The sequence below is a fragment of the Bacillus nakamurai genome (genome assembly GCF_001584325.1).
In the GTDB taxonomy this organism is placed as follows: domain Bacteria; phylum Bacillota; class Bacilli; order Bacillales; family Bacillaceae; genus Bacillus; species Bacillus nakamurai.
The window spans coordinates 304,028-330,822 of sequence record NZ_LSAZ01000041.1 but is presented as its reverse complement, the minus strand read 5'-3'; the positions used below and the strand labels follow the sequence as shown (position 1 = coordinate 330,822).

Sequence of the window (26,795 nt, the reverse complement as noted above, 5' to 3'; positions counted from 1 at the left end):
ATCTCTTTCGTTTTATGAATATTCCATGTTTTCAACCTATCATTTCGTCTTGTCAACACGTTTCCAGAAATGCATTTATTTTTTTATTTAAAAGCGAAGCTGTCTCTTCCATAAGACGGCAGCCGATGTCATCAACGCGCCGGTTTTTCCATGATTCCAGTTCCGTCCCTTTAACCCATTGGTTAAATGCGCCTAATGCCGGTCCGCAATGAATTTGGTAATCCACCTTCGCTGCCGGGTCTCCTGTAATCGCCAAAGAAGAGCTCTGTCTGAAGTACCATTTGAATACAAGCGCCATTTTATGTTTCGGGTTCCGTTCAGCCTTTAACATCTCTTCATCTGTAAGACGTGCCTTCACTTCTTCGTAAACGTCTCTTATGCTGCGCTTGAAATATTTTTGTTCAATTTGAGTTAATGTTCTTTCGTCGATTTCCTCAAGTGAACTGTAACGCTGGTACAATTCATGCAGCTTACCGGCGCGTGTCGGGAAGAACAGCCCTTTCTTTAATACCTGCACTTTGCTGCCTGATTCAAACATATCCCCTGCGGGCGCGTAAGCCGTGTCCTGTACATTCATCTGCTGCAGAAGATCCTTTACCTTATCACTCGTTGCGGCTTCAACGGTGCATTGATTAATCGAGCCGGTCAGAATAAAGTCAGCCCCCAGCATAAATGCCGCCATTGCGGCCTCCGGCGTCCCGATTCCGCCTGCCGCTCCGACCCGGATCGTTTTATCATATTGATATTTCTTCATTATTTCGTCCCGCAGCAGGAGCATCGCCGGCATAAGACTGTAGGCGGATCCCCCGTCTGTATGGCCGCCCGAGTCCGCTTCCACGCAGATGTCATGCGCAACCGGGATTTCCCGCATTAGGTCTGCTTCTTCAGACGTAATTTTATTTTCCGCCTCCAGTTTTTGAAGGAGATGTTCAGGGGCCGGACTTAAAAACGCTTCCGCTACCTCAGGGCGTGACAGCTTGGCAATAATACGGTGCCGGGGAATAACCTTACCATCATTACCGCGCTTTAATCCCTTAGCGCGAAACCTTACTAAAGCGGGAGTTACCGTTAAAAATGCCGATGCCTCCAGATTTATGACACCGTGTTTCAGTAAAAGGTCAATCATTTTTTCTTCTGAATCTGTATGCTTCATATTGTGTACGACATTAATGCCGAAGGAGCCGCCGTGCTGAAGTTCGTTTTGAATCGACAAAATGGCGTCCTCAGCTTGCGGGATGCTTAAACCGCCTGTTCCGAAAAAACCCATCATGCCTTTTTTAGCCAGTTTAACGACCATTTCTTTTGATGCGATTCCGCGGTACATACCGCCGGCCAGATAAGCGTATGTCAGCTGATAATCGTGTTTAAACTCTTCATTTCCTAATGACGCCGCTCTAATAGCAGGCCGGGCCGTGACGGCCTGAGCTTTTGCTTCTTCTGTAATCGGCTCTGCTTCAGCCGTAATTCTCTGAATAAGCCCGGTCAGCACTTTTCCCGGTCCTATCTCCTCAAAGCTCATGTCTTGTCTGCCCATTAAAAACCGGATACTGTCTGTCCAGTTCACCGTGCCGCTGATTTGTTCCGCCAGCGTTTCCTTTATCCTTGCTTGTTCATACGGCCTTGCCGTCACATTTGAAATAACGGGAATCGACAGCGGATTAAAGTGAAGGGACTCAATAAAATGTGTAAACTCCTTCTTCGCCTCACTCATATATCTTGAATGGAAGGCTCCGCTGACATTTAAGCGATGGACCATTTTTACGCCTTTGACCGCTTCAAATACGGCTGCGGCTTTTTCAATATCTTCTTTATATCCGGAAATCACGATTTGCTGAGGTGTGTTGATATTGGCGATATCTATCATATGTAATTGATATTCTCTTAAAACGTCTGTCACTTGCTGATGATTCAGGCCGATCACGGCTGCCATGCCGCCTCCTGATGCGCGGCTCATCAGCTCCCCTCTTTTTTTGACAAGCTGTAAGCCTTCGGCAAAATCAAATGCACCCGCTGCGTATAAAGCGTTGTATTCTCCTAAACTGTGTCCCGCCGCAAAATCCGGTTTCAGTCCGGTTTCCTCAGTCTTTTTCAAATACCAGAGAGCGTTGACGATATACAGCGCCGGCTGGGTAAATTGTGTTTGATGTAAACGTTCCCCATCCTGACACAGCTCTTTCACCGAGTATCCGAGAATATGATCGGCCTTTGCAGTCAGCTCGGGATACTGATCAAATAAATCGGCCCCCATGCCTTTTTGCTGAGAACCTTGGCCGGGAAAAACAAAGGTAATCATCTCATTGTCTCCTTCCGGGCGATGATAAAATGATGTCTTCTATTTGCTGTAAATGGCTTAATTCTTTATGAAACGGCGTCATGATTGTGCGGATGCGTTCTGCCGAATCTGCCGGAAGCAGCTGTTTGGCAAACGCCGCCAACGTTCCGGACGGTCCCGCATCAATATACACGCCTTGCTGACGGCTTTCTGCATATTGAAGCGCTTCACGAAATCGGATCGGCTTTCTTACTGCATCCCAGAAAAAATCTTTTTGGACGTCTGTCACGATGCCGCCGGACATACTGGAAATATAAGGCATCGAAGGAGGCTGCATTGACTTTGTGTCTAAAAAGCGTTTAAACTGCTGCTCCGCCGGGTCAATCAGCGCTGAGTGAAATCCATACGAAACCGGTAAAAGCTGATGAGGAATCTGCTTTTCTCTCAGAAATTCCATCATCTCTCTTACCTTTTCCTGTTCTCCGGAGATGACAAAGTGAGAATGATAATTAACAGAAGCCAATTCACTCTGCTCATATAACATTGGATATTCTTGATATAATTGCGGATCGCCAAGTATCGCAAGCATACTTCCTTTGCGGCATGTTTCTTCAATGATTTTGGCCTGTTCCAGCACGCAATCCAAGGCATCTTCGGCGCTCAGTACACCAGATACGGCAGCCGAGGCGTATTCTCCGAGACTCGCCCCGATGACGAAATCTGGACGGATGCCCTTTTTCTCCATCGCGTAAGCAAGTGCATACTCAGCCATAAAAATCGCGGGGTGAGTAAGAAGAATGCGGTCAAGCGGATCAGACAGCCGCTTGGCCGAATGATAAACCTCTTTTATCACAGATAAACCGGTACGCCTCGCAGCAAAATCGTCCATGTCCAGCATCTTCTGCCGAAAAGCGGGGTTATGGTTAAACAGTTCTTTTCCCATCTGATAATATTGGGAGCCCTGTCCAGAAAACATGAAAACAATTGGCTGATTCATTTGTTCTCCTTTTAGCTGCTTATTTTTTTAAAATATTGATTTATGAGATTCATGATGTCGTGTGCGAATGAGGGTGGTCATGATGATTTTTGACTTGCACATAATGTGAAAGGTAATGACTTTTTCCTTAGTGCCGCTAAACGGCGCCCGAAGGTTCAGTTTCTTTTTTAATGCGGTGAATGAGACCTGTCAGCACATGGCCCGGGCCTACTTCTTCGAATTCCATCCGGCCTTTGTTCATCAGGTAATGGATGCTTTCGTTCCATCGGACTGAATGGTCGATCTGATCGGCCAGAACCGAGCGGATTCCGTCTTGTTCATAAGGTCTGGCATGTACGTTCGAAATGACAGGAATTGATATAGCAGAAAAATGAAAAGACTGTAAAAATTTTTTGAACTCTTCTTTTGCTTCGCTCATATATCTGGAGTGAAAAGCGCCGCTCACGTTTAAAGGGTGAAACATCGTAACATCTTTTATTCCTTCAAACACTGCTTTTGCCCTTTCAATATCTTCTTTACGTCCAGAAATGACAACTTGATGAGGGGAATTGATATTGGCAATATCAACCGTATGTAATTCACGGGTATGGAGTACGTCCGCAACCTGGCTTTCAGTTAAACCCATCACGGCGGCCATTTTTCCATCGGTGGCCATACTCATTAATTCGCCTCTTTTGCGGACAAGCTGTAAGCCCGTGATAAAATCAAATGCACCCGCTGCAAACAGTGCATTATATTCTCCCAGACTGTGACCGGCTGCATAATCGGGCTGAATGTTTGTTTCTTGGATTTTTTTCAAGTAGCTTAACGCATTGACAACATATAAAGCAGGCTGAGTGAATTGTGTTTTGTGAAGGTTAGAATACGGATTTTCCAAACAAAGCCGTTTCATAGAGTATCCGAGCGTTTCATCAGCCTGCTCAGTCAATTCTTTAAATTCGTCAAAAAGTGAACTGCCCATTCCCTGTTTCTGAGAACCTTGTCCCGGGAATAAGTATGTGATCATTTTCTCAGCCATCCTTTCTCGGATTTAGATAGAAAGCATGTTCATGTTGATAGTAACTTCACAAAAATACCATGTCAAGTTAATTTCTCCTACGGCAGCCCCTTCAGAATGCCTAATTTCTCCTAGCCGGCAGACGATTCAGGGCTTTCGAAATGAAAATAAGCAGAACGACCCATTCGACACATTTTGCGCACAATCTCGCAAACCCCTGTTACTCAGCAAAATCCCGCCCGAAAACAGGTAACAATCATTTATAGCTTTCCTTTCAGATATAAGCCAGAATAGTCAAATAGCACTAAATTTCAAAAATAACCAATACAAACACGTTATTTAAAATCGAACAGTCCTTTTTGATTTTTTCTGTTTCGGAAATTCACAAAATGTTCTTTTTTATCAATTTGAAAATAAATATTATACTTCAGAAGGCGGTCCATCTTTTGGCCCGGCTCCTCTCCGAATGAATGCCCCGGGTACACCCGCACGTCAGGGGGAATGAGGGCTTTGATCCGCTGTATACTGTCAAACATATCCTCAGCAGAGCTGCCTCTGTCCTCACATATGCCGCAGCCTTCAATAAACACTGTATCCCCTGTAAAAAGATGGTCAGAAAGCAAATAACACATCCCTCCCGCCGTGTGTCCCGGGGTCAGTATACTTCTGATCACAAAGCCTCCCGCCGCAAAAATCTGTCCGTCTTCGAGAGCTATTAAATTTTTGCACCGAAATTGATAAAAGCTGATCTCTTCTGCCGACATGTACACATCAGAATGATAGATCTGCTGCAAAGGCTCTACGAGATTCACATGGTCATAATGCGAATGAGTCAATAATATAGCGGATAAATCAACATCCAATTCATATAACGTATTTGTAATTTTATCGATTTCCCACGACGGATCAACAACTATCGCAGATTTTCTGGCACGATCCGCGATGATATAACAATAGTTGGACCACATCTGGTGAAATGTTTTGATTTGATGAACTTCATATGTATGATCCATTGTCACCATTCCTATTTGTAATATCCGGACATACAAATGATTCTTCCGCCCGGCCTACTGTTTCCACTTTATCAGATGGCAGATTGATTTTCCATGGATTTTCCGGTAAAGATAAAAAAACTGTTTACATCAACAAAAAGACCCAATCGGAGGCTTTTCGGCAATATGTTATCTTAATATATAAGGAAATAAGAATGTTCATTCACCTGAATACTTTAGGGAATTTTATTCAGAAAATGAAGGATGTATTTGAGCTTTAGTTAGTGAGAAAAACAAAATGAAAAAGCACGACTAACGAACTGGTAATTACGAATCATTACCATCGTAACCTCAATTTATCAAAATGTTATAACATTAATATTAGAATAGTATTTTAAACCGATTGAAGTATGATGACATAACTTACTTAATGCCCAAGGAAACAGTCTATAAATTCCCCCGTATTGTTCTGCGTAAATTGTTCACAGTAATTTAACAATTATTAACAAGGAAAAATATAGAAAATATCTAATTCTATTGTTGTCTCAGGCCCGATTAAGGTTCAAGACTATTCCATCACATTAAAAGCAGGAGAAACACGAGACATTTCTAACCCGGCAGCCTATTACTATTCCTCTGATTCGAGCGGTGCAGCAACTGTAACACAGGGCGGAGTAGTTAAAGGTGTAAGAAGGGCTCGGCTACTATTACTTTACTAAAGCAAGATAGGCCCGTTCTCGGGAAAGTATATGTCACTGTTCAATAACCATTAGCATGTTCCGAGCCGCAAGAAGAAACTCTTCTTGCGGCTTAATGTTATCATTTGCTTAGTCCCACCTTTATGCACCTGCCTGTCCCACAAGTTGTTTTCCTGCCGCACCATATATACTGAACCAACAAAAAACGGACACTGATTTACACAGTGTCCGTACGTTTTTGGGTGATCATATCGGCGCTTCTACATCACGCGCTTAAACATCTTTTCCATCTCGTATGTGCTGTGGTGAATGATAATCGGGCGGCCGTGCGGGCATGTGAATGGGTCTGTTGTGCCGCGCAGGTCGTCCAGCAGCGCTTTGATCTCATCGTTGCGCAGATGGCGGTTCGCTTTGATCGAGCCTTTGCAGCTCATCATAATGGCCGCTTCTTCCCTCAGCTTTTTAATGTCGATTTGTTTGGCATCCAGCACCTGCTGAATGATTTCTTCAATCAGCTCGGCCTCTTCTCCTTTCGGAAACCAGGCCGGATGGCAGCGGACGATGTAACTGTTGGAGCCGAACGCTTCTAAAAATACGCCGACGCTTTCAAGCTCCTGCTGATGCTGTTCGATGATAAGCGCTTCATTTGCAGCATAATGAAAGGTGAGCGGCACGATCATATCCTGCACCTCAGCCTCAACCTGCCCGACCTTTTCCCGAAAATATTCATATTTAATCCGTTCCTGGGCGGCGTGCTGGTCAATGATGTACAGGCCGTTTTCATTTTGGGCTAATATATATGTCCCGTGCATTTGGCCGATCGGATACATGACCGGGACTCTTTCTGACGGCTCTCCCTCATAGACCGGTTCCTCTGGGGCAGCCTGCACTTCAGGAAGCGGCTCCGGTGTTTCCGGCCGTTCGATTTCGGGCAGTATCTCATGTTCTGCTTCTTCTGCGAGAACCTCTTCTTCTTTTACCGGCTCAGGCTCTTTTACAACCGAACTCAGCTTCAGCGGGGAGTAGGACGGCTCATATGTTTTTTCAGGGAGCTTTCGATCATGGGCGCTTTCGTCAAACGTCATAAATTGCTGTTCGTTTTTTATTGGCGGCGGCGTTGATTTCTTCGGCAGCTGGGCGCTCGGAATAAGCCGCTGCCGCTTAAATACATCCTTAATGCCGTCACGGATCAGCTCGTGCAGCTCTGTCTCTTTGCTGAGGCGGACCTCAAGCTTTGACGGATGAACATTGACATCGACCAATATCGGGTCCATCGTGATTTCAATAAACGTAATCGGATGGCGGCCGATCGGAAGAAGCGTATGATAGCCCTCATGCACCGCTTTGACAAGCGGGAAATTTTTAATGTATCTTCCGTTAATGACTGACGACATATAGTTTCTGGATGCGCGCGTGATTTCCGGCAGCGCAATAAACCCTTTCACCTCAAAATCGAGTGAGCTGGCATGGAGCGGTATCATTTTTTTAGCGACCGCCGTCCCGTAAATCGCCGCCAGCACGTGGCGTACATCTCCGTTGCCGTTTGTTTGCAGCAGATTTTTCCCTTGATGGCGGAGGCGGATGGATACTTCAGGATGCGCGAGGGCAATCCGGTTAACGACATCCGTAATATTGCCAAGCTCCGTATGCACGGTTTTCATATATTTTAAACGGGCCGGTGTATTAAAGAACAGATTGGTGACGACGATTTCCGTTCCTTTTCTGCTTGAGGATCTCTTTTCAGAAATGATATTCCCGCCTTGGAGAATGAGATGCGTTCCCGCTCCCTCACCGACGCTCGTTTTTATTTCCAAATGTGAGACTGACGCGATACTTGGCAAAGCTTCTCCGCGGAAACCGAGTGTTCTTACCCGAAACAGGTCGTTTTCATCTTTGATTTTACTTGTCGCATGGCGGCGGAAAGCCCGTTTGCAGTCATCGGTTTCCATCCCTTCGCCATTATCGAGCACCCGAATGGACGAAAGCCCCGCTTCCTCAATGTCGATTTCAATGACTGTACTGTTTGCGTCAATCGCATTTTCCACTAATTCCTTGACGACAGAGGCCGGCCGTTCCACCACCTCGCCGGCCGCTATTTTGTTTGAAAGTTCATCAGACAGCTGGATGACTTTTGCCAAGTCCATCACCTCTTTCTATTTTAATTTCTTTTGGAGCTTGTACATCTCGTTCATTGCTTCAAGCGGTGTCATATCGAGAATATTGATCGTTTTAAAGGCTTCCAGCACTTGTTTTTCTTTTTTAGACATGGCAGGAACCGCGCTTTCCTTCTCCCCTTCTTCAAAGAAGGACAGCTGGGCCGGTTGTTCTTTCACAGCAGTTTTTTTCTCCTCTGGCAATTGGAGTCCCGGTTTATTCTCTGACTGTTCTAGCTCTTTCAGGATTTCTTGCGCCCGGCTGATCAGATCATCCGGAAGCTCGGCAAGCTGGGCGACATGAATGCCGTAGCTCTTATCAGCGGCCCCTTCCTTTATTTGATGGAGAAAGACGACCGTCCCATTGTATTCCTCGGCGCGCACATGGACGTTTTTCAGCTGAGGAAGCTTATCCTCAAGCACTGTCAGTTCATGGTAATGCGTACTGAACAGTGTTTTCGCGCCGATATGATCATGAACATATTCAATAATTGCCTGCGCAAGCGCCATTCCGTCGTATGTTGAGGTGCCGCGGCCGATTTCATCGAACAAAATCAAGCTGTTTTCTGTGGCGTTCACTATCGCGTTTTTCGCCTCCAGCATTTCCACCATAAAGGTGCTTTGTCCGGAAATTAAATCATCCGCAGCTCCGATTCTCGTAAAGATCTGGTCAAAAATCGGCAGGACCGCTTCTTTTGCGGGCACAAAGCAGCCGATCTGGGCCATGATGGAAAGGAGGGCGATTTGTCTCATATACGTGCTTTTTCCTGACATATTCGGCCCTGTGATCAGGAGCATTTCTCTTGATTCGCCCATCATACAATTGTTAGGCACATATTCCTGGCTGTCCATCACTTTTTCAACGACGGGATGTCTTCCTTCAATCACTTTGACCTCATTTTCAGAAAAGACGGGCTTCGTATAATGCCTGCTTTCACTGATCGTCGCAAAGCATTGCAGGGCATCGAGTTCGCTCATATGTTTCGCCAAGCGCTGCAGGCGCGGAATAAATTGCTTCACCTTTTCACGCAATTCGGCAAAAAGCTCGTATTCCAGCTCGCAGATGTTGTTTTCCGCTTCTAAGATAAGCGCTTCTTTTTCCTTTAATTCCGGTGTAATATACCGTTCGGCATTCGTCAGCGTCTGCTTCCGCTCATATCGTCCGTCCTCAAGCAAATGAAGATTTGCTTTTGTAACCTCGATATAGTAGCCGAATACTTTATTAAAACCGACCTTCAACGAGCGAATGCCCGTATATGCGCGTTCCTGCTGTTCAAGGCGGGCGATCCAGTCTTTTCCGTTTTTGCTGGCATCCCTGTATTCATCAAGCTTTTGGTGATAGCCGTCTTTAATTAAGTTTCCTTCTTTTAAAGATAACGGCGGGTTTTCGTATAACGCCTCTTCCAACAGCTCAAGCAGGTCGGTGCACGGATCAATCAGGCGGGCACGCTCTTTCGCTTTTTCATGCTGGAGAGATGCCACAAGCTGTTTAATGCTCGGCACTTGCTTTAAAGATTCTTTCAGCTGGATTAAGTCCCGTGCATTCACGTTGCCGAATGCAACACGGCCCGCGAGACGCTCCAAATCGTAAACTTCTTTCAGCCGCTCGCGCAGATCCTCACGCTCAAACAGATGGTTAATCAGCGTTTCGACCATTTCCTGCCGCTCTTCGATTTGCGCCGCCCTGATTAACGGACGGTCGATCCACTGCTTAAGAAGCCTGCCTCCCATGGCTGTTTTCGTCTCGTCTAACAGCCAGAGCAATGACCCTTTTTTATTTTTAGAACGGATTGTCTCAGTCAGCTCAAGATTCCGCTTTGAATACAGATCGATTTTCATCGCTTCTTCTAATTCATATACTTGGACAGGCTGAAGATGATCCAGACTCCTTTTTTGCGTTTTCTGCAAATACGTATATAAACGCATAAAGGTTTCTGTCAGCTCTTCACCGGGCAGATGCTTCGCAATGTCAATCCGCTCTTCGATTTTTCCGTCTTCGATTGAGATCGTTGCGCCGCACCGCTCTTTCAGCTGAGCCGCCGTCTTTTCGTCAAACTTGCTTGAAACAACGATTTCCCTTGCGCCGACTGAATAAATTTCCGACATGACATCTTCAATCCGTTCAATAAAAACGGCTAAATTTTCTCCGGTCGTTAAGTCTGATAATGCCAGTCCGTAGCCGTTTGGAAATTCAGATACGGAAGCGATAAAGTTGTTTTCCGACTCGTGAATGCCTTTTCCGTCCATCACGGTTCCCGGTGTGATCAGCTGGACGACTTCACGCTTGACTACGCCTTTTGCCGCCTTCGGATCTTCTGTCTGCTCACAAATCGCCACTTTATATCCTTTTTTAATCAGCTGTTCGATATAAGCGGCCGCAGAATGATACGGCACGCCGCACATCGGAATTTTATCGGCCGAACCGCCGTCACGGCTTGTCAGTGTAATCTCAAGCTCTTGTGAAGCCTTTTTCGCATCATCAAAAAACATTTCATAAAAATCACCAAGCCGAAAAAATAAAAAGGCATCTTGGTGCTCTGCCTTTATCTTTAAATATTGCTGTATCATAGGCGTATAACTAGCCATCATTTAATCCCTCACTATGTATCAACGTTTCTCTATTCCGCATCCCATTATAACATAAACGAAAGAGTGATATCTTCATATAAAAAAGAGGCTTGGGGTGCTTAACTCCCCTAGCCTCTTTTTTATTCTTCAGGATCTCCAACTAAAAACTCAGGGTTAATGTCCTCTAATTCCTCGTCAAGATCATCTTCCCAATCGTCGTCATCATCCTCTTCCCAGTCCGGGTTCACCTCAACGACCACTTTCGTTTCACCGACCACTTCAGCTAAAAATTCTCTTTCAGCCTGAACGACGATTTTATTTCCGTTAGGAGAAATGGTCACTTCAAGACAGTTTGGCTGCTGCAGCACTTTTGCAATTACCTCGTGCTCATCATCTAAGTAATTTGTGTCTCTGTACCTGAGCTTGATAACATCTACATATTTAACTCTTTCAGTAACAACCTCTGTTTTTGTATTGTCGGAGTAAGAGTACCAGACGTTTATATCATAATACCCTTCAACTTCTACCGTTTTTCCGATTTTTTCGGCATCGTACTTGTGGTTGATAATCCAGCCGCCCAATATACTTGACGGTTTTTCATCGGGAGAGATCGTATTGGTGCATTGAGTGAACTTTCTGCCTTTCGCAACTACCGCTTTCGTAATAATTTCTCTGTATTCAGACATTCCGTTATGCCTCCTTGTTCTTCTTCGTGATATCTTATGCTGGGCATTCGTCTAATGTGCATTTTTATAAAGAAAATATAAAAATACAAAGTTTCTGTTTCATTGTATGCAGCCCTGCCCAGAAACTTTACTTTTAAGTCTGATAAGTTTCGCGCGGGAAAAGGACAAAAACCATTATAGAATATTTAGTTCATAGTTTAATTAGTTCATTTAAAAGCAAAAAAAACACGGGGCCTTTTAAAGGCCTCGTGTTAAAAGGAACAGCTGTTATTCGAATGTTTCACCTTTGAACCGGTTTCTCCCGTGAGCAGGTTGCCGCCGGTCGATGTGATGATTTCATTTGTGACCTGGTTGGAAATCGTATGTGCCACAAGCTGCAGAAGATCGTTGACCTCAAGCTGGGAATCTCTGAATTCCTGAATGACCGGAATGCCCTCCAGCTCTTCCTGCAAAGCGTCAATTTTATTTTCAACTTGCTTCAATGCTTCAGGCTTTTCATAATGCTTTAAATTGACGGCTTGCTTTTGCAGGGCCTTAATCTGACTAATAATCGACGATACTTTTTCATTTTCGTTGATCTGCGCCTCCGCGCGTTTAAAAAAATCAACTTCTTCCGTTTCCGAGATCATTTTCGCAAGATTCCGGGCTTGCTGTACAATGTCTTTCTTAGAGTAAAGCGTCATTATTAATTCACCTCGATTGCTTCTCCTGCCATCACTCCGTCAAGCGACCATGTTTTCGCCTGCTGGATTTTGACGCGTACAATCTTGCCGATGGCCTCTTTCGGCCCTTTGAAATTGACGAGCTTGCTTTTTTCCGTATAGCCGGCAAGAATGTCAGGGTTGTTTTTGCTTTCTCCCTCGACTAATACTTCGACGGTCTTGCCTTCATATTCCTTCATTTTTTTGGCTGAAATTTCTTTAACCAAATCATTGAGGCGCTGGAGACGTTCTTTTTTGACCCTCATCGGCACATTGTCTTTCATTTTCGCAGCCGGTGTGCCTTCACGAGGAGAATAAATAAACGTATAGGCGCTGTCAAATTCCACTTCACGGTATAAAGAAAGCGTTTCTTCAAACTGTTCGTCCGTTTCATTCGGGAAACCGACGATAATGTCTGTTGTTAATGAAGCGTTCGGCATGGCCGCTTTGATTTTACCGACAAGCTCCATGTAGCGCTCTCTGTCATATTTGCGCGCCATCATTTTTAACACTTCAGAGCTTCCCGATTGAACAGGGAGATGAATATGATCGAGCAGGTTGCCGCCTTTGGCAAGCACTTCAATAAGGTGATCGTCAAAGTCACGCGGGTGGCTCGTTGTAAACCGGATTCTCGGGATATCAATTTTACGCAATTCGTCCATTAAATCACCGAGTCCGTACGTCATATCCTCAAAATCTTTTCCGTACGCATTTACGTTTTGGCCGAGAAGGGTGATTTCTTTATAGCCTTCACTCGCAAGCCTTCTCACTTCCTGAATAATCTCTTCAGGCCGGCGGCTTCTTTCTTTTCCGCGGGTATACGGCACGATGCAGTATGTGCAGAACTTGTCACAGCCGTACATAATGTTAACCCAGCCTTTAATTTTTCCGTTGCGGACTTTCGGAAGGTTTTCAATGACGTCTCCTTCCTTCGACCACACTTCGATGACCATCTCTTTTGATAAATAAGCTTCTGATAACAGCTCAGGCAGACGGTGAATGTTGTGCGTGCCGAAAATCATATCGACAAACGGATGCTTCTTTAAGATGCGGTTTACGACTGATTCTTCCTGTGACATGCAGCCGCATACACCTAAAATAAGATCGGGGTTATTTTTTTTGAGCGCCTTTAAATGGCCGAGCTCCCCGAACACTTTGTTTTCAGCATTTTCCCGGATCGCACAGGTGTTTAATAAAATTACGTTGGCATCATCAACTGAATTTGTCGCTTTATAGCCGAGAGCCATAAAAATACCGGCCATCACTTCTGTATCGTGTTCGTTCATTTGGCAGCCATACGTGCGGATATAAAACTTCCTGCCGTCACCGAGGCCTTTAAAGTCTTCTGAGATTTTAAAATCGTTATGATATTGAACGGCTTCCTTGCCGCGTTTTTTCGCGTCTTTTAAAGAAGGCGGGATATATACGGCTTCAAAATACTTGCTGTAATCCTTTTCGGATTTTTTGTCCGCTGGATTCACTTGTCCGCTTTCTTGTTTTTGCTTTTCATTCATATTCGAATGTCTCCTTTCAACCGAAACTTCTACCCTCAAGTATACTGGTTATAGCCGATCGGCACAACCGCCAGCCTATCATAGTACACCTTACTGAGAATAAGAATCAATAAGAAATAAAAAAGAGGGGATATCCCCCTCTTATACGAGCTGAAGCCCTTTTACAGCTGACCGGATGACCTCAAGCGCCCGATCGAGCTCTTCTTCCGTATGCTCCGCCGTAATGATCGTGCGAATTCTTGCTTTTCCTTCCGCGACAGTAGGATATACAATACTTTGAGCAAAGACGCCGTCCGACAAAAGACGGTCAGAAAACGCCTGGGCTTTTTCTTCCTCGCCGATTAAAATCGGGATGATCGGTGTTTCGCTTTTTGTTAGCGTCAGCCCCATTTGAATCAGTTTGTCTTTAAAATACGCCGTGTTTTTCCAAAGCCTTTCCATATGCTCCGGCTCTTCCAGCAGCACATCAATGGCTTCTATGCAGGCAGCCGTCACCGCCGGCGGATGTGAAGTGCTGAATAAAAACGGACGCCCTTTATGACGCAGGTAATCAATGAGAACCTGAGACCCGGCGGCGTAACCGCCCAGCACTCCGATTGCCTTGCTTAATGTGCCCACCTGAATGTGCACTCTGCCGTCAAGCCCGAAATGATTAACGGTTCCCCGCCCGTTTTTTCCGAGCACACCGGAAGCATGCGCATCATCTACCATTACAAACGCATCGTATTTCTCGGCCAGATTTACGATATCGGGCAAAGGTGCGATATTGCCGTCCATGGAGAAAACACCGTCGGTTACGATCAGCCGCATGCGGTAATTCATTGATTTTTTCAGCACTTTTTCCAAATCATCCATATCAACATGGCGGTACACCTTTTTGTCTGCTTTTGTCAGCCTGATTCCGTCAATGATAGAAGCATGATTCAATTCGTCAGAAATAACAATATCCTCTTTTGTGAGAATGCTTGATAATACGCCTTGATTCGTTGTGAACCCCGATTGAAAAACAAGGGCCGCTTCTGTTTTCTTAAAGGCTGCGAGTTTTTTCTCCAATTCATTGTGCATCGTAAAGGTTCCGGCGATCGTCCGCACCGAGCCCGTCCCCGCTCCGAACTCATCTGCGGCGCGTTTGGCCGCTTCTACTAACCTCGGATGTGAAGTCAACCCGAGATAGTTGTTGGATGAAAGCTGAATGACCTCTTCTCCTTTGACCTTTACAGAAGGCCCCTGCTTCGTTTCAATTTGTTTTATCTGCTGCCATGTCTTATTTTCTTTCATTTTATCAAGTTCACTTTTCAAATATTCAAATTCTTTCATGATAAAACCCTCCCCTTATGGTATTAAAATGACTTTCCCGCACTGGCCCTTTCTCATCAGGTCAAATCCTTTTTCAAATTCCTCGAGCGGGAATTGATGAGTGATGACCGGTGTCAGATCAACGAGCTGAGATTCAAGCAAGTGAGATACCTGCCGCCAGGTTTCAAACATTTTTCTGCCTGTAATGCCTTGGACGGTAAGGCCTTTAAATACGACGTCATTTGTCAGATCTATCGTTACCGGATTTTCCGGCAGGCTTAACATATGGAATCTTCCCCCGTTGGCTGCCATTTTTAACCCTTGGTCTATGGCTTGGGGATGGCCTGACATTTCGCAGACAAGATCGATGCCTTCTCCCCCGGTTAATGCGTCAATCACTTCAAGCGGGTCTTCTTTATCAGCCGAGATGGTGACTGTAGCCCCCATTTTTTTCGCAAGCGACAGCCTGTAGTCATTTTTATCAATGGCGGCAATTCGGGCTGCGCCTGCTGCTTTTGCTACGGCCACTGCCATCAGTCCGATCGGTCCGCAGCCGATAATCGCTGCGGAACCGCCCGCCGGCTGACTCTCCAGTACCGTGTGCACCGCATTTCCTAACGGCTCCTGAACGGAGGCGACTGCCGGGTCCATATCAGCAGGGTTTTTCCAAATGTTTTGGGCCGGCACTTTAACGTATTCAGCGAAGGAACCGGCTGTATCAACGCCGAGGATTTTTGTATGAGTGCACACATGCTGCTTACCCGATAAACAAGGGATACAAGTGCCGCAGACAATATGTGTTTCCGCCGACACATAGTCCCCTTTTTTGACATTTGTGACGTGTTTTCCTGCTGCTTCTACGATACCGCTGAATTCATGTCCAAATACTTGAGGTGTTTTGATTCGTTTTTGTGCCCATTGGTCCCAGTTATAAATATGCACATCTGTACCGCATATAGATGCGGCTTGTACTTTAATAAGAACTTCATTCTCATTTATGGAAGGTATAGGAATTTCCTTCAATATAGCACCGAAAGCGTTTTCATTTTTAACGATAGCTTTCATCTTTCCTCCCAACATGTACACTCCTCCTCAAAAAACGTTGTTATAACTGGATTGTACCATGGGATTAGATAGAGGTAAACAGCACTGTCCACTAGAAAAAGACAACTGCTTCCACCTGGAAAAATGGGCGGGGTTTTTTTAAAATATTATATGAATAAAGTCGTTCATCATTTGTTCACGCTACCAGTATAATATTGTGAGAAAATATAACAGCAATAAAAACAACCTGCTCGCATGATGCAAGCAGGTTGAGAATGTACATTTTTTGTTAACGGGGTTCGACAATTAATTTAATTGCCGTTCTTTCCTCTCCGTCAATCTGTATATCTGTAAAAGCTGGAATACAAATCAAATCTACGCCGCTTGGCGCGACAAAGCCTCTCGCAATGGCAACCGCTTTAACAGCCTGGTTTAAGGCGCCCGCCCCAATCGCTTGAATTTCGGCCGCTCCGCGTTCTCTCAACACGCCAGCCAGCGCGCCTGCTACTGAATTTGGACTTGATTTTGCTGAAACTTTTAAGATTTCCATTTCTGCTCCCCCTTAGTTTTACAATGGATAAGTGAGTGTTCATTAGAACAATCATTATTAGATGTTGCTATCCAAAAAGCCATCCCCACAATGCTTTTCAAAAATAGCGGGCTACCTTCCATTTCTACTATATTCACTAAGAAGTTGCTATATTCCTGCTTTTCCTTTTAATATTTTTATAAAATAAACATGTGTACACCTATTCAAAGAACATATGGTCATCATTTATTAAAATCCGTTCGATTTTAACGGCTTTTTTCGTTTGCTCATCAATGTCAATGAGCACTCCGCTCAGCGTTGTTTTTCCTTCCGCGACCGTAAACCGGACCGGAAGATTGGTTTTGAACCGCTTAATAATCGTTTCTCTGTCCATTCCAAGAATGCCGTCATACGGCCCTGTCATTCCCACATCAGTAATATATGCAGTTCCCTTCGGCAAAATGCGGTTATCTGCTGTTTGCACATGTGTATGCGTCCCTACAACCGCAGATGCTCTGCCATCTGTGTACCATCCGATCGCAAGTTTTTCGCTTGTCGCTTCGGCGTGAAAATCAATAAAAACGTACGGCGTGCGTTTTTTTGCTTCTGCAATTAATTCATCCGCCTTTAGAAATGGATCATCAAGCGGCGGAAGAAAAGTGCGGCCCTGTAAATTGATGACGGCAAGCTCTTTTCCTTGTGCTTTCACATACGTCATGCCTTTTCCCGGTGTTCCTTCCGGAAAGTTTGCAGGGCGGACAAGGTGCGGCACGTCATCAATAAAATCAAAGATTTCTTTTTTATCCCACGTATGGTTTCCCATCGTAATAGCGTCCGCTCCCGCCTCCATCAGGCTATGGTAAATTTTTTCCGTCAGGCCTTTGCCGTGTGCAGCATTTTCTCCGTTAATGATTGTAAAATGCGGCTTATGTTTTGCTTTTAGTTTCGGGACATATTCTTTTACCATGTCGCGGCCAGGGGAGCCGACAACATCGCCAATAAATAAAATTCTCATGCTTTGTATTCCTCTCTTTTTCAGCTTTTGCTAATCAAAAAAATAAAGTGATGCGCTAAGCATCACTTTATTTTGCATACTCTACGGCCCGAGTTTCTCTTATCACAGTCACTTTAATGTGGCCCGGATAATCAAGCTCGTCCTCAATTCGTTTACGGATGTCACGCGCCAAACGATGGGCTTCTAAATCATTAATGGAATCCGGCTTCACCATAATACGAACTTCACGGCCTGCCTGAATCGCAAATGATTTTTCGACACCTTCGTAAGACTCGGAGATTTCTTCAAGCTTTTCAAGCCTGCGGATATAGTTTTCGAGCGTTTCACTTCTCGCTCCCGGTCTTGCGGCAGACAGTGCATCAGCTGCAGCGACCAGAACGGCGATAATGGAAGTCGGCTCTTCGTCTCCGTGGTGTGACGCAATACTGTTAATGACGACTGGATGCTCTTTATATTTGGTCGCAAGCTCCACTCCGATTTCCACGTGGCTTCCTTCCACTTCATGGTCAATTGCCTTTCCGATGTCATGCAGAAGACCGGCCCGTTTGGCGAGTTTCGCATCTTCTCCCAGCTCGGAAGCCATTAAACCGGCTAAAAACGCAACTTCCATTGAATGCTTCAGTACATTTTGCCCGTAGCTTGTACGGAATTTCAACCGGCCGAGAATCTTAATCAGATCCGGATGGAGTCCGTGAACGCCGACTTCAAACGTCGTTTGTTCACCCATTTCCCGGATGTAGTCATCAACCTCACGGCGGGATTTTTCAACCATTTCTTCAATGCGCGCCGGATGAATACGGCCATCCTGAACGAGTTTATCAAGAGCAATTCTTGCTGTCTCCCGTCTGATCGGATCAAATCCGGAAAGAATGACGGCTTCAGGCGTGTCATCAATAATCAGGTCAATACCTGTAAGCGTTTCAAGCGTACGGATGTTACGCCCTTCACGGCCGATGATACGTCCCTTCATCTCATCATTCGGAAGATTGACGACCGATACCGTCGTTTCGGCAACATGATCTGCTGCACAGCGTTGCAAGGCAAGCGACAGAATGTTTTTCGCCTTTTTATCTGCCTCTTCTTTTGCACGGTTTTCGGTTTCTTTTGTCATGATGGCGATGTCATGTGAAAGCTCATTTTCAACCCGGTCAAGAATGATTTGTTTCGCTTCATCCCTTGTCAGGCTCGAAATACGTTCGAGTTCTGACTGCTGCATACGAATCATCTCATCCACTTTGCTTTCCATCTCTTCAATATGTTGTTGTCGTTCATTCAGAGAATGATCTTTCTTCTCCAACATCGCTTCCCGTTTATCAATTCCTTCATGTTTACGGTCAAGATTTTCTTCTTTTTGAAGTAAACGGTTTTCTTGTTTTTGAAGCTCATTTCGTCTTTCACGAACTTCCTGTTCAGCATCTATTCGAAGTGTATGGATTTCGTCCTTTGCTTCAAGCAGAGCTTCTTTTTTCAGTGCTTCAGCATCACGCTTTGCATCTTCAAGGATTTGCTCGGCAGCACCGCGTGCGCCCGCAATCTTTGCTTCGGCAATGGTTTTACGAACATAGTAGCCAACAACTAAACCGAGCAGAGTCAGCAAAATGGAGATGAGAACCATCATTGGGGTCATACTTTCACCTCCTCTTGCTATGAACTTGGTTGTTGCTAAAAATAAGTGTCGGCGTGTACATTGTCTGATTTTCTCAACATACAGGACCTTCACAGGGAATGAATCACTCATGCCCTTGTCAAGTTTAAGGTTTAACAATCATGTTAAAAAAACAAATGTTACAACTTCATTGTAATTGTGTCGGAAATACTTGTCAAGCTTGCCAGCTTAACGTTTAGCCTTCAGCTCTGAATCTGCGCCTGCTTACATCATACCATACCTTCATCTTCTTTTTGTAAATGACGGCTTCGTTTAGGATTCTTGGTTAAGCAATTGGTATATTTTGTTGTTTACCTGTCCTAGTTTGGCGTTATTTTGGATATTTGACAGTAATATGACATATTTGCTCGCCGAATGGCTGAAGCTGTTTAAAATGTTATAACCGGGCATGACGCCGTGATTGGAATAGCTGCCGGGATCAATGTAAAAACCCATCCCGTAAGTTGAACTGCTCCCTGATGTAAACATTTTTGTGAAGCTCTGTTTCGAGTACAGCTTACCGTTTATAAGCGCCTTATCGAATTTATAAAGGTCTTCCGCACTCATATACATGTCGCCCGCCCCGTAAAGCTGTGATAAGTCAAGAATATGGGGCGTTACCAGCTGGCCGCTTTCATCCACTTTGTATCCGACGGCAGGATACTTCTCTTTAGCAAACGTTTTATAAAATCCGGCATGCTTCATTCCGGCCGGTTTGAACACATGATCTTTTATGTATTGTTCATATGGCTCCCCGCTGACCTGGGCTACAATATATGCAAGCACCGAATAATTGGAATCCCTGTAATCCCATATTCCCGGCTGCCGTTTTATCCCTCTGTTTTCTATATCCTTTATTAAGTCAAGTGGAGTAATCGGCCCCTGCCCTTCAATATGCCCGTTTATGCCGGACGTATGGTTAAGCAGGTTCTTTAGTTTGATGTTTGCCCCGTTAGGAAAATTCGGCAAATATGTACTGACGGGATCACTCGTTTGCAATAGCCCTTTTTCTTCAAGCTGCAAAATGGCCGTCGCGATTAATGCTTTTTGCGATGAACCGATATAATACGTTGTTTCCGGATTGTTCTCGATTTTTTGCTTACGGTCCGCATAACCGAAACCTTTTTTCAACACAACGTTTCCGTCTTTTACGATCATGGCTGTACCGCTGAATCCGATCTGATGTAAATAATTGCTGATTCTTTTATCGTTGTCGATGGATTTGGGTTTTTTCTCTTTTTGCTTCTTTTCTTTTTTTTGTTGAGTCTGGTCTTTTGAAGAATCAGATTGAGCAGCAGGAGCGCTTTTAGCAGATTCTTCATCCCGGTGGTGGGCTGTGATGCTCCAGATCGTAATAAAAACAGTGACAAGCAGCAGAAAAAGAAACAGCCCTCCCGTTTTTATCAGCTTTTTCTTTCTTTTTTTATTTATTCTTGTACGGCGGGGGCTTGTCATCTTTTTTCCTCCTCAGGTATAATTTCAACTTTCGCTTTCGCCATGATTTTAGACGAATGAAGTGTGAAAAAAGTTGTAACATTCCAGATAAAATTTTCCGAAATAGCCAGTGTTTTTTGAAACACACAAAAAAAGAGCGGAAATCGCTCATTCCGCTCTTTTTTATATCGTTTTTTATTCTTCGAACTCAAGCTCTTCCTGAACTTCTTCCGCTTTGTCCGTAACACCGTTATTGTCCAAGCCGTAATGTTCACGGATCTGTTCTTGAATCATCAGCATGATATCTTTATTTTCTTTTAAGAACTGCTTAGCATTTTCACGGCCCTGTCCGAGGCGTTCTTCTTCATAAGAGTACCATGAACCGCTTTTTTGCACGATATCAAGTTCAGTTCCAAGATCGATGATTTCTCCTTCTTTGGAGATTCCTTCACCGTACATAATATCGACCTCAGCCGTGCGAAACGGGGGAGCGACTTTGTTTTTCACAACTTTAATTCTCGTTTTATTCCCCATCACGTCGTTGCCCTGCTTCAATTGCTCGGCCCGGCGCACTTCCAGACGCACAGAAGAGTAGAATTTCAGCGCACGGCCCCCCGGAGTCGTTTCCGGATTTCCGAACATAACGCCGACTTTTTCACGAATTTGGTTAATAAAGATTGCGATTGTTTTAGATTTATTGATGGCGCCGGAAAGCTTACGAAGCGCTTGAGACATCAAACGGGCCTGCAAACCGACGTGCGAATCACCCATGTCCCCCTCGATTTCAGCTTTCGGCACAAGCGCCGCAACAGAGTCGACAACCACGATATCGACGGCTCCGCTTCGTACCAGCGCTTCGGCAATCTCAAGCGCCTGCTCTCCCGTATCAGGCTGAGAAAGCAGCAGCTCCTCGATATTTACACCGAGCTTTTGCGCGTAAACAGGGTCAAGGGCATGCTCGGCATCAATAAATGCGGCTTGTCCGCCTTTCTCCTGAACTTCAGCAATTGCGTGAAGCGCTACAGTCGTTTTACCTGAGCTCTCAGGTCCGTATACTTCAATAATCCGCCCGCGCGGGTATCCGCCTATTCCAAGAGCGGTATCAAGTGCAAGTGAACCGCTCGGAACCGTTGAAATTCTTGTATCCGTCTTTTCTCCGAGCTTCATGATGGAACCTTTGCCGAATTGTTTTTCTATTTGCTTAAGAGCCATATCTAAGGCTGCCTGACGATCACTCATTTATTTTTTTCCTCCTTTATCTTGCCACTACATATACTATACCTTGTTTGCTGACATTTGCCAAGAAAAAAGCGAACGCATATTCGGATTTTTTCCGCGTTCGCTTTTTGATAAAACAGCATAATTTCACTTATAAAACTTCAATATGAAAGAGAAAATGCACTGAAAACATTATTTTTGCTCCAGCAGCTTTAAAAGCAAATGGCAGCCGTATTTGGCGGCGCGCTTTCTGATCCCCGTTCTGGAGCCGGCGAAGTTAAATTCGTGCACCTCTTCTTTACCGGCTGCCGAAATGCCGATAAAGACGTGTCCCGGAGAATGCCCCTCTTGCGGCTCCGGTCCGGCCGCTCCCGTAAAGCTGATGCCGATGTCACTTCCGGTCAGCTTTCTCACGCCGGCAGCGAGCTCTTTTGCACATTCCTTGCTGATCGCACCGCTGCCGCTTAGCGTCTCGGCTTTTACGCCAAGCACGTTTTGTTTCACGCTGTCAGAATAGCAAACGACACCGCCTGCAAATATGTGAGAAGCGCCGCTTATATCAGTCAGCCACTCTGAGAACAGGCCGCCGGTAAAGCTTTCAGCAGCGGAAAGTTTGATTCCGTTTTCCCTGCATGCTTTTGAAAGCTCCTTCACCAGAGATGTATCATCATATCCGTAGAAAAATTCACCGACACGTTCTAAAATAACGGCTTCCGTTTCTTTCAAAAGCCGCTCTGTTTCTTTTTCATCGGCATGTTTCGCAGTTAAACGCAGCGTGACCTCTCCGTCAGCGGCCAAAGGCGCAATCGTCGGGTTTGTCTGCGCATCAATGATATCTTCTAAATCAGCCTCAAGCTGAGATTCGCCGATTCCGAAAAACCGCAGAACCGTTGATACGATTTTTTCATTTGAACCGAGCTTTTTAAGAAGCAGCGGCTTGGCTTCGTTTTCAAACATCGGGCGCAGTTCGCTCGGCGGTCCCGGCAGCAGCATATAAAGCCGCGAGTCATGCTCTGTGAGCATTCCCGGCGCCATACCGAAATGATTCGCCAAAACCTCTGAGCCTTCAATGACAAGCGCCTGTTTACGGTTATTGGGCGACATTGTCCGCTTTGTTTTCACAAAGTATTCCTCAATGGAGCGGAACGCCTCATCATTCAGTACGAGCGGCCGGCCCAATGTGTTTGCGATGGTTTCCTTTGTTAAATCATCTTTTGTCGGCCCGAGCCCGCCTGAAAAAATAATCAGATCCGAGCGCTCCTCGGCAATGCGGATCACCTTTTTAAGCCGCTCCGGATTGTCGCCGACGGCAGTGTGATAAAATACGTTCACCCCGATTTCGGCCAATTCTTTGCTGATAAACTGCGCGTTCGTATTGGCGATCTGGCCGAGCAGCAGCTCTGAACCGACCGCAATAATTTCCGCTTTTTTGGCTATTTCCATCTTCATATCCTTCTTTCATTAGTTAGATGTTTTTAACGCTTCCCAGTTCTTCGCAAAATAATCCCAGCCTGAGACGACTGTGAAGAGCACGGCCACCCATAAAGCGATATCACCGAATGGGAAGGAAACGAGCTCAAACGGAAGATTATGAAGTAAAAGGGCGGCAACAGCAATGATTTGAGCCCATGTTTTAATTTTCCCCAGCATATTGGCGGCAACGACTTCCCCCGTCCCTGCCAGCACAAGTCTTAAGCCCGTCACGGCAAATTCGCGGCTGATAATGACGATGACCATCCACGCAGGCGCAAGGTCAAACTGCACAAGCGTAATTAATGCCGCAGACACAAGCAGCTTATCAGCCAGCGGATCTAAAAATTTCCCGAAATTTGTCACGAGGTTCAGTTTTCTGGCGTAGTATCCATCCACCCAATCAGTCGTTGATGCGATAATGAACAAAATAGCTCCTGTAAGATGTGCGACCGGAATCGACTCTTCCCCGATATGAAGGCTGCCCCATTGAAAAGGAACAAGCATGATAATCATGAATACAGGAATTAAAGCGATTCTTGCCAGTGTGATTTTATTCGGTAAGTTAAACATAAAGCCCCTCCAATGTATGTACTCGGACGTGAAGAAAAAGTCATCTTATTGTTCAGATGACTTTTCCTCCTTTTTATTTTGTAATCTTGATTGTTTGCGCCATCACGTCATTCGGATTGAGTTCATAGGAAAGAACCTCTCCGTTGATTTTAATTTTCAGGTTAGGGGCATAGCCCGTGCGTATTTCAACTTGTTTTTGATCGGTTATGTCTTTTTTATAGGTTTCGCCTTTTTGCAGCGTTCCTTCTTTTAAAGAGCCGCCGTTTTCATCACGGACACGGATCCATGCGCTGTCTGACGCAGTCAGTTCAAGCTCAAACTTCTCCGCGCCGGAGACGTTATACGAAGTAGCTGATCCTTCAGTGCCGGCCGCTTTAATGACAGTCTTGCCGTTGCTTTTTTCTTTATCTTTTTTATCAGATGCTTTTGTGTCCTTTTTGCTGTCTGCTTGAGTCCCGCTGCTTTTGTTGTCATCGTTTTTCAGTGCAGAGTCTTTAGGGATCTCATATTTGCTCTCACTCTGCGTGGCAGCCTTACCGGCTTCGCTTTGTCCGGACTTGCTCATTCCGAACTGAATAATCGCATATACGATCGCGATGACGATGATGACACCGATGACGACAAGAATGGTCGGAAGCCATTCTACCGCTTTTGAAGCGGGCTTCGGCAGCTCCCTTTGCATGCCAAGGCCGGAAATTTTTTCTGACACATCGTCATGATACGTATTAGGGATGTCTTTTTTATATTCTTCAAATAATTGATCTGAGTCAAGCCCTACAGCCTCAGCGTATTGCTTGATAAACGCCCGCACATAAAAGTTGCCGGGAATGACGTCATAAGCGCCTTCTTCCAAAGCGGTTAAGTATCTTTTCTGAATTTTCGTCGCCGCCTGGAGGTCATCCAATGACATCCCTTTTTCCTCTCTGGCTTCTTTGAGCCGGATTGCTAATTCTGTCACAACAAACACCTTCCAATATTAAAAATCAAAGCTTGAAAAACCGGTCTGGTCAAACATTTGCGGTTCTTCTGCATGTTCATATGTAATCACTTCGTCAGGATCATTTCTGAGTTCGATAATATAATCGAAGTCATCCAGCGTGTACTCCGTATTTTGGATGAAAATATCGGGATGCTCCACAACCTTTGTCGCGGGCAGCCTCATAATTTCGCTGACGAGCTGAAGATGGCGCTCCGACCCCCGTCTTGTTGAGACGATGCCATCCAGAATAAATACGTTTTCCGTGCTGTATTCATCGGCAATGAGCTGACTTCGGATGGTTTGTTTTAAAAGCGTTGATGATACAAAAAGCCATCTTTTGCTGGCGCATACGCTTGATGCGACGATGGATTCCGTTTTCCCGACGCGCGGCATTCCCCGGATTCCGATCAGTTTGTGTCCTTCTTTTTTAAACAGCTCAGCCATAAAGTCGACCAAAAGGCCCAGCTCGTCCCTCTCAAAACGGAAGGTTTTTTTATCGTCGGCATCCCGCTGAATATATCTTCCGTGACGGACTGCGAGGCGGTCGCGAAGCCTCGGTTCTCTCAGCTTCGTTACTTTAATGGTTTCCATTGTTTTTAAAATTGATTCTAATCGTTTAATTTGATCTATATGGCGGCATCTAAGCAGCATTCCCCTTCTGGAAAGGTCGACGCCGTTAATGGTGACAATATTAATCGATAGCATCCCGAGAAGAGATGAAATATCCCCGAGCAGGCCGGGGCGGTTCACTTGAATTTCATATTCAAAATACCATTCGAGCTTTGCCAAATGATATACCCCCTCCATTGTGGCAAATTTTTACCTTCCTTTATCATAAAGCATTTTTCTCTAATTAGAAAGAAGAATGTTGCTCTCCCGAGGAAAACATAAAAAAAGAGAGGAGAAATCTCCCCTCTTAATGAGTGCTGTTATTTTCAACAAGCTTAACCATCATATTTGCAATGGCGCGCTGTTCATCTTTAGAAGCTACACTCCAAAGATCCGCAAGCACTTTTTCCTGATGGTTTTTAGAATCGACTTCGTTCGCAAGGTAATCGCCGATTTCTGTAGCGAGATCTGTGATGGTTTCATCACTCATCCCTTTTTCCTGCGCATAGTTCAATCTGTCTCCAAGGAAATTCTTCCAATTATCCCAGTTTTCTAATACTGACATTTTGGCTTCCTCCATTTCATCTGTCGTTACAAAATTATTTTGTCCGGGCAGATGTAAACTATACACATATTTTTTATTCAGCAGTGCCAGCCTCCATTAACGGATAAAATATGCCCCGTAATATAGGAAGCCTTGTCCGATAATAAAAATGCCGCAGCTTCGGCAATTTCTTTCGGCTCCGCCAGCCTGCCTGCCGGAATCTCCTCTGTCAATGCTTCTTTTTCGGCTGCGGTAAATTGATCAAGCATTTTCGTATCCACCGCGCCGGGTGCGACTGCATTCACTCTGATGCCGCTCGGAGCGAGTTCTTTGGCAAGCGCCTTGACAAACGAATGCTGCGCCCCTTTTACCATGCTGTATAAGACCTCGCATGATGCGCCTGTTTCTCCCCATACGGAGCCGATCGCGACGATGCCGCCGCTTTTTTTCCGAATCATGCCGGGCACAAGGTTTCTCGCCAGCATAAACGGGCTTGTCACATGCAGCTGCACCATCTGCCGCGCCGTTTCATCCGTCACGTCTGTAATCAGACCGAAATGGCTTATTCCGCTGTTCAGAACAAGGGCGTCAACAGGCTTTTGAATCAAACGGGTGAGTGTCTCCGCTCCGTCCGGCGAAGACAGGTCACCCTGTATAATATCGGCACGCACGCCAAACGCCGCGGTCAGTCTTTCTGCAAGCGCGGCTGCAGCCTCTTTATTAGAATAATAATGCAAAAGCACGTCATACCCGCTTTTGGCGAGCGTTTCACTTATACTTTGCCCGATCCCGCCGCTTGCGCCGGTCACGAGTGCTGTCGGATTCATCACTCAAATCCCTTCTTTCCCCAGAAAAACATCC

21 protein-coding genes and 1 pseudogene are annotated in these 26,795 nt (G+C 45.3%); all 22 read right to left on the bottom strand.

Features of this window, described 5'->3' with window-relative positions:
• Window positions 1-52: 52 nt before the first annotated feature.
• The gene (gene fabD, locus AXI59_RS16780) at window positions 53-2,293 is read right to left on the bottom strand and encodes an ACP S-malonyltransferase (RefSeq protein WP_061528773.1); all 2,241 of its coding nucleotides are present in this window, start codon (window positions 2,291-2,293) and stop codon (window positions 53-55) included.
• A 1-nt stretch (window position 2,294) separates the two neighbouring features.
• Window positions 2,295-3,269 (bottom strand): acyltransferase domain-containing protein, encoded by a 975-nt coding sequence (locus AXI59_RS16775; protein WP_061528772.1) that lies wholly within the window; start codon window positions 3,267-3,269, stop codon window positions 2,295-2,297.
• A 136-nt stretch (window positions 3,270-3,405) separates the two neighbouring features.
• A complete protein-coding gene (fabD, locus tag AXI59_RS16770) occupies window positions 3,406-4,275 on the bottom strand; it encodes an ACP S-malonyltransferase (protein ID WP_061520599.1) in 870 nt (289 codons plus the stop codon).
• Between the two features lie 326 nt (window positions 4,276-4,601).
• Entirely contained in the window at window positions 4,602-5,279 is a 678-nt protein-coding gene (locus AXI59_RS16765; protein ID WP_061528771.1) for an MBL fold metallo-hydrolase, read from the bottom strand.
• A 937-nt stretch (window positions 5,280-6,216) separates the two neighbouring features.
• On the bottom strand, window positions 6,217-8,094 hold the full coding sequence (gene mutL, locus AXI59_RS16760; protein WP_061528770.1) for a DNA mismatch repair endonuclease MutL: 1,878 nt from the start codon (window positions 8,092-8,094) through the stop codon (window positions 6,217-6,219).
• 15 nt (window positions 8,095-8,109) lie between these two features.
• Window positions 8,110-10,695 (bottom strand): DNA mismatch repair protein MutS, encoded by a 2,586-nt coding sequence (mutS, locus tag AXI59_RS16755; protein WP_061528864.1) that lies wholly within the window; start codon window positions 10,693-10,695, stop codon window positions 8,110-8,112.
• A 122-nt stretch (window positions 10,696-10,817) separates the two neighbouring features.
• Window positions 10,818-11,363 carry an outer spore coat protein CotE gene (gene cotE / locus AXI59_RS16750; RefSeq protein WP_061520596.1) on the bottom strand — a complete coding sequence of 182 codons (546 nt, stop codon included), beginning with the start codon at window positions 11,361-11,363 and terminating at the stop codon, window positions 10,818-10,820.
• A gap of 251 nt (window positions 11,364-11,614) precedes the next feature.
• The gene (gene ricA, locus AXI59_RS16745) at window positions 11,615-12,046 is read right to left on the bottom strand and encodes a regulatory iron-sulfur-containing complex subunit RicA (RefSeq protein WP_061528769.1); all 432 of its coding nucleotides are present in this window, start codon (window positions 12,044-12,046) and stop codon (window positions 11,615-11,617) included.
• Window positions 12,047-12,048: 2 nt separating this feature from the next.
• Complete coding sequence (miaB, locus tag AXI59_RS16740; RefSeq protein ID WP_061520594.1) at window positions 12,049-13,578, bottom strand: tRNA (N6-isopentenyl adenosine(37)-C2)-methylthiotransferase MiaB; 1,530 nt, start codon at window positions 13,576-13,578, stop codon at window positions 12,049-12,051.
• Window positions 13,579-13,719: 141 nt separating this feature from the next.
• Window positions 13,720-14,898, bottom strand: coding sequence for a glycine C-acetyltransferase (locus AXI59_RS16735; RefSeq protein ID WP_156476310.1), 1,179 nt, complete (start codon window positions 14,896-14,898; stop codon window positions 13,720-13,722).
• Window positions 14,899-14,910: 12 nt separating this feature from the next.
• Complete coding sequence (gene tdh / locus AXI59_RS16730) at window positions 14,911-15,954, bottom strand: L-threonine 3-dehydrogenase (protein WP_061528768.1); 1,044 nt, start codon at window positions 15,952-15,954, stop codon at window positions 14,911-14,913.
• 253 nt (window positions 15,955-16,207) lie between these two features.
• Window positions 16,208-16,468, bottom strand: a complete 261-nt coding sequence (spoVS, locus tag AXI59_RS16725) for a stage V sporulation protein SpoVS (protein ID WP_003154135.1) — start codon at window positions 16,466-16,468, stop codon at window positions 16,208-16,210.
• A gap of 199 nt (window positions 16,469-16,667) precedes the next feature.
• Window positions 16,668-17,462 carry a 2',3'-cyclic-nucleotide 2'-phosphodiesterase gene (ymdB, locus tag AXI59_RS16720; protein ID WP_061520591.1) on the bottom strand — a complete coding sequence of 265 codons (795 nt, stop codon included), beginning with the start codon at window positions 17,460-17,462 and terminating at the stop codon, window positions 16,668-16,670.
• Window positions 17,463-17,529: 67 nt separating this feature from the next.
• Window positions 17,530-19,089 carry a ribonuclease Y gene (rny, locus tag AXI59_RS16715; RefSeq protein ID WP_061520590.1) on the bottom strand — a complete coding sequence of 520 codons (1,560 nt, stop codon included), beginning with the start codon at window positions 19,087-19,089 and terminating at the stop codon, window positions 17,530-17,532.
• A gap of 291 nt (window positions 19,090-19,380) precedes the next feature.
• Window positions 19,381-20,562 carry a serine hydrolase domain-containing protein gene (locus AXI59_RS16710; protein ID WP_061520589.1) on the bottom strand — a complete coding sequence of 394 codons (1,182 nt, stop codon included), beginning with the start codon at window positions 20,560-20,562 and terminating at the stop codon, window positions 19,381-19,383.
• A gap of 174 nt (window positions 20,563-20,736) precedes the next feature.
• A complete protein-coding gene (gene recA, locus AXI59_RS16700; RefSeq protein ID WP_061520587.1) occupies window positions 20,737-21,780 on the bottom strand; it encodes a recombinase RecA in 1,044 nt (347 codons plus the stop codon).
• 171 nt (window positions 21,781-21,951) lie between these two features.
• Complete coding sequence (locus AXI59_RS16695; protein ID WP_061520586.1) at window positions 21,952-23,202, bottom strand: competence/damage-inducible protein A; 1,251 nt, start codon at window positions 23,200-23,202, stop codon at window positions 21,952-21,954.
• 18 nt (window positions 23,203-23,220) lie between these two features.
• Entirely contained in the window at window positions 23,221-23,802 is a 582-nt protein-coding gene (gene pgsA, locus AXI59_RS16690) for a CDP-diacylglycerol--glycerol-3-phosphate 3-phosphatidyltransferase (RefSeq protein ID WP_061520585.1), read from the bottom strand.
• Window positions 23,803-23,847: 45 nt separating this feature from the next.
• Window positions 23,848-24,760, bottom strand: a pseudogene (locus AXI59_RS16685) (helix-turn-helix domain-containing protein).
• An 18-nt stretch (window positions 24,761-24,778) separates the two neighbouring features.
• Window positions 24,779-25,570, bottom strand: a complete 792-nt coding sequence (locus AXI59_RS16680; protein ID WP_061520583.1) for a DUF3388 domain-containing protein — start codon at window positions 25,568-25,570, stop codon at window positions 24,779-24,781.
• Between the two features lie 127 nt (window positions 25,571-25,697).
• On the bottom strand, window positions 25,698-25,955 hold the full coding sequence (locus tag AXI59_RS16675) for a DUF3243 domain-containing protein (protein ID WP_061520582.1): 258 nt from the start codon (window positions 25,953-25,955) through the stop codon (window positions 25,698-25,700).
• Window positions 25,956-26,032: 77 nt separating this feature from the next.
• Window positions 26,033-26,761, bottom strand: a complete 729-nt coding sequence (gene ymfI / locus AXI59_RS16670) for an elongation factor P 5-aminopentanone reductase (RefSeq protein ID WP_061528766.1) — start codon at window positions 26,759-26,761, stop codon at window positions 26,033-26,035.
• Window positions 26,762-26,795: the final 34 nt, after the last annotated feature.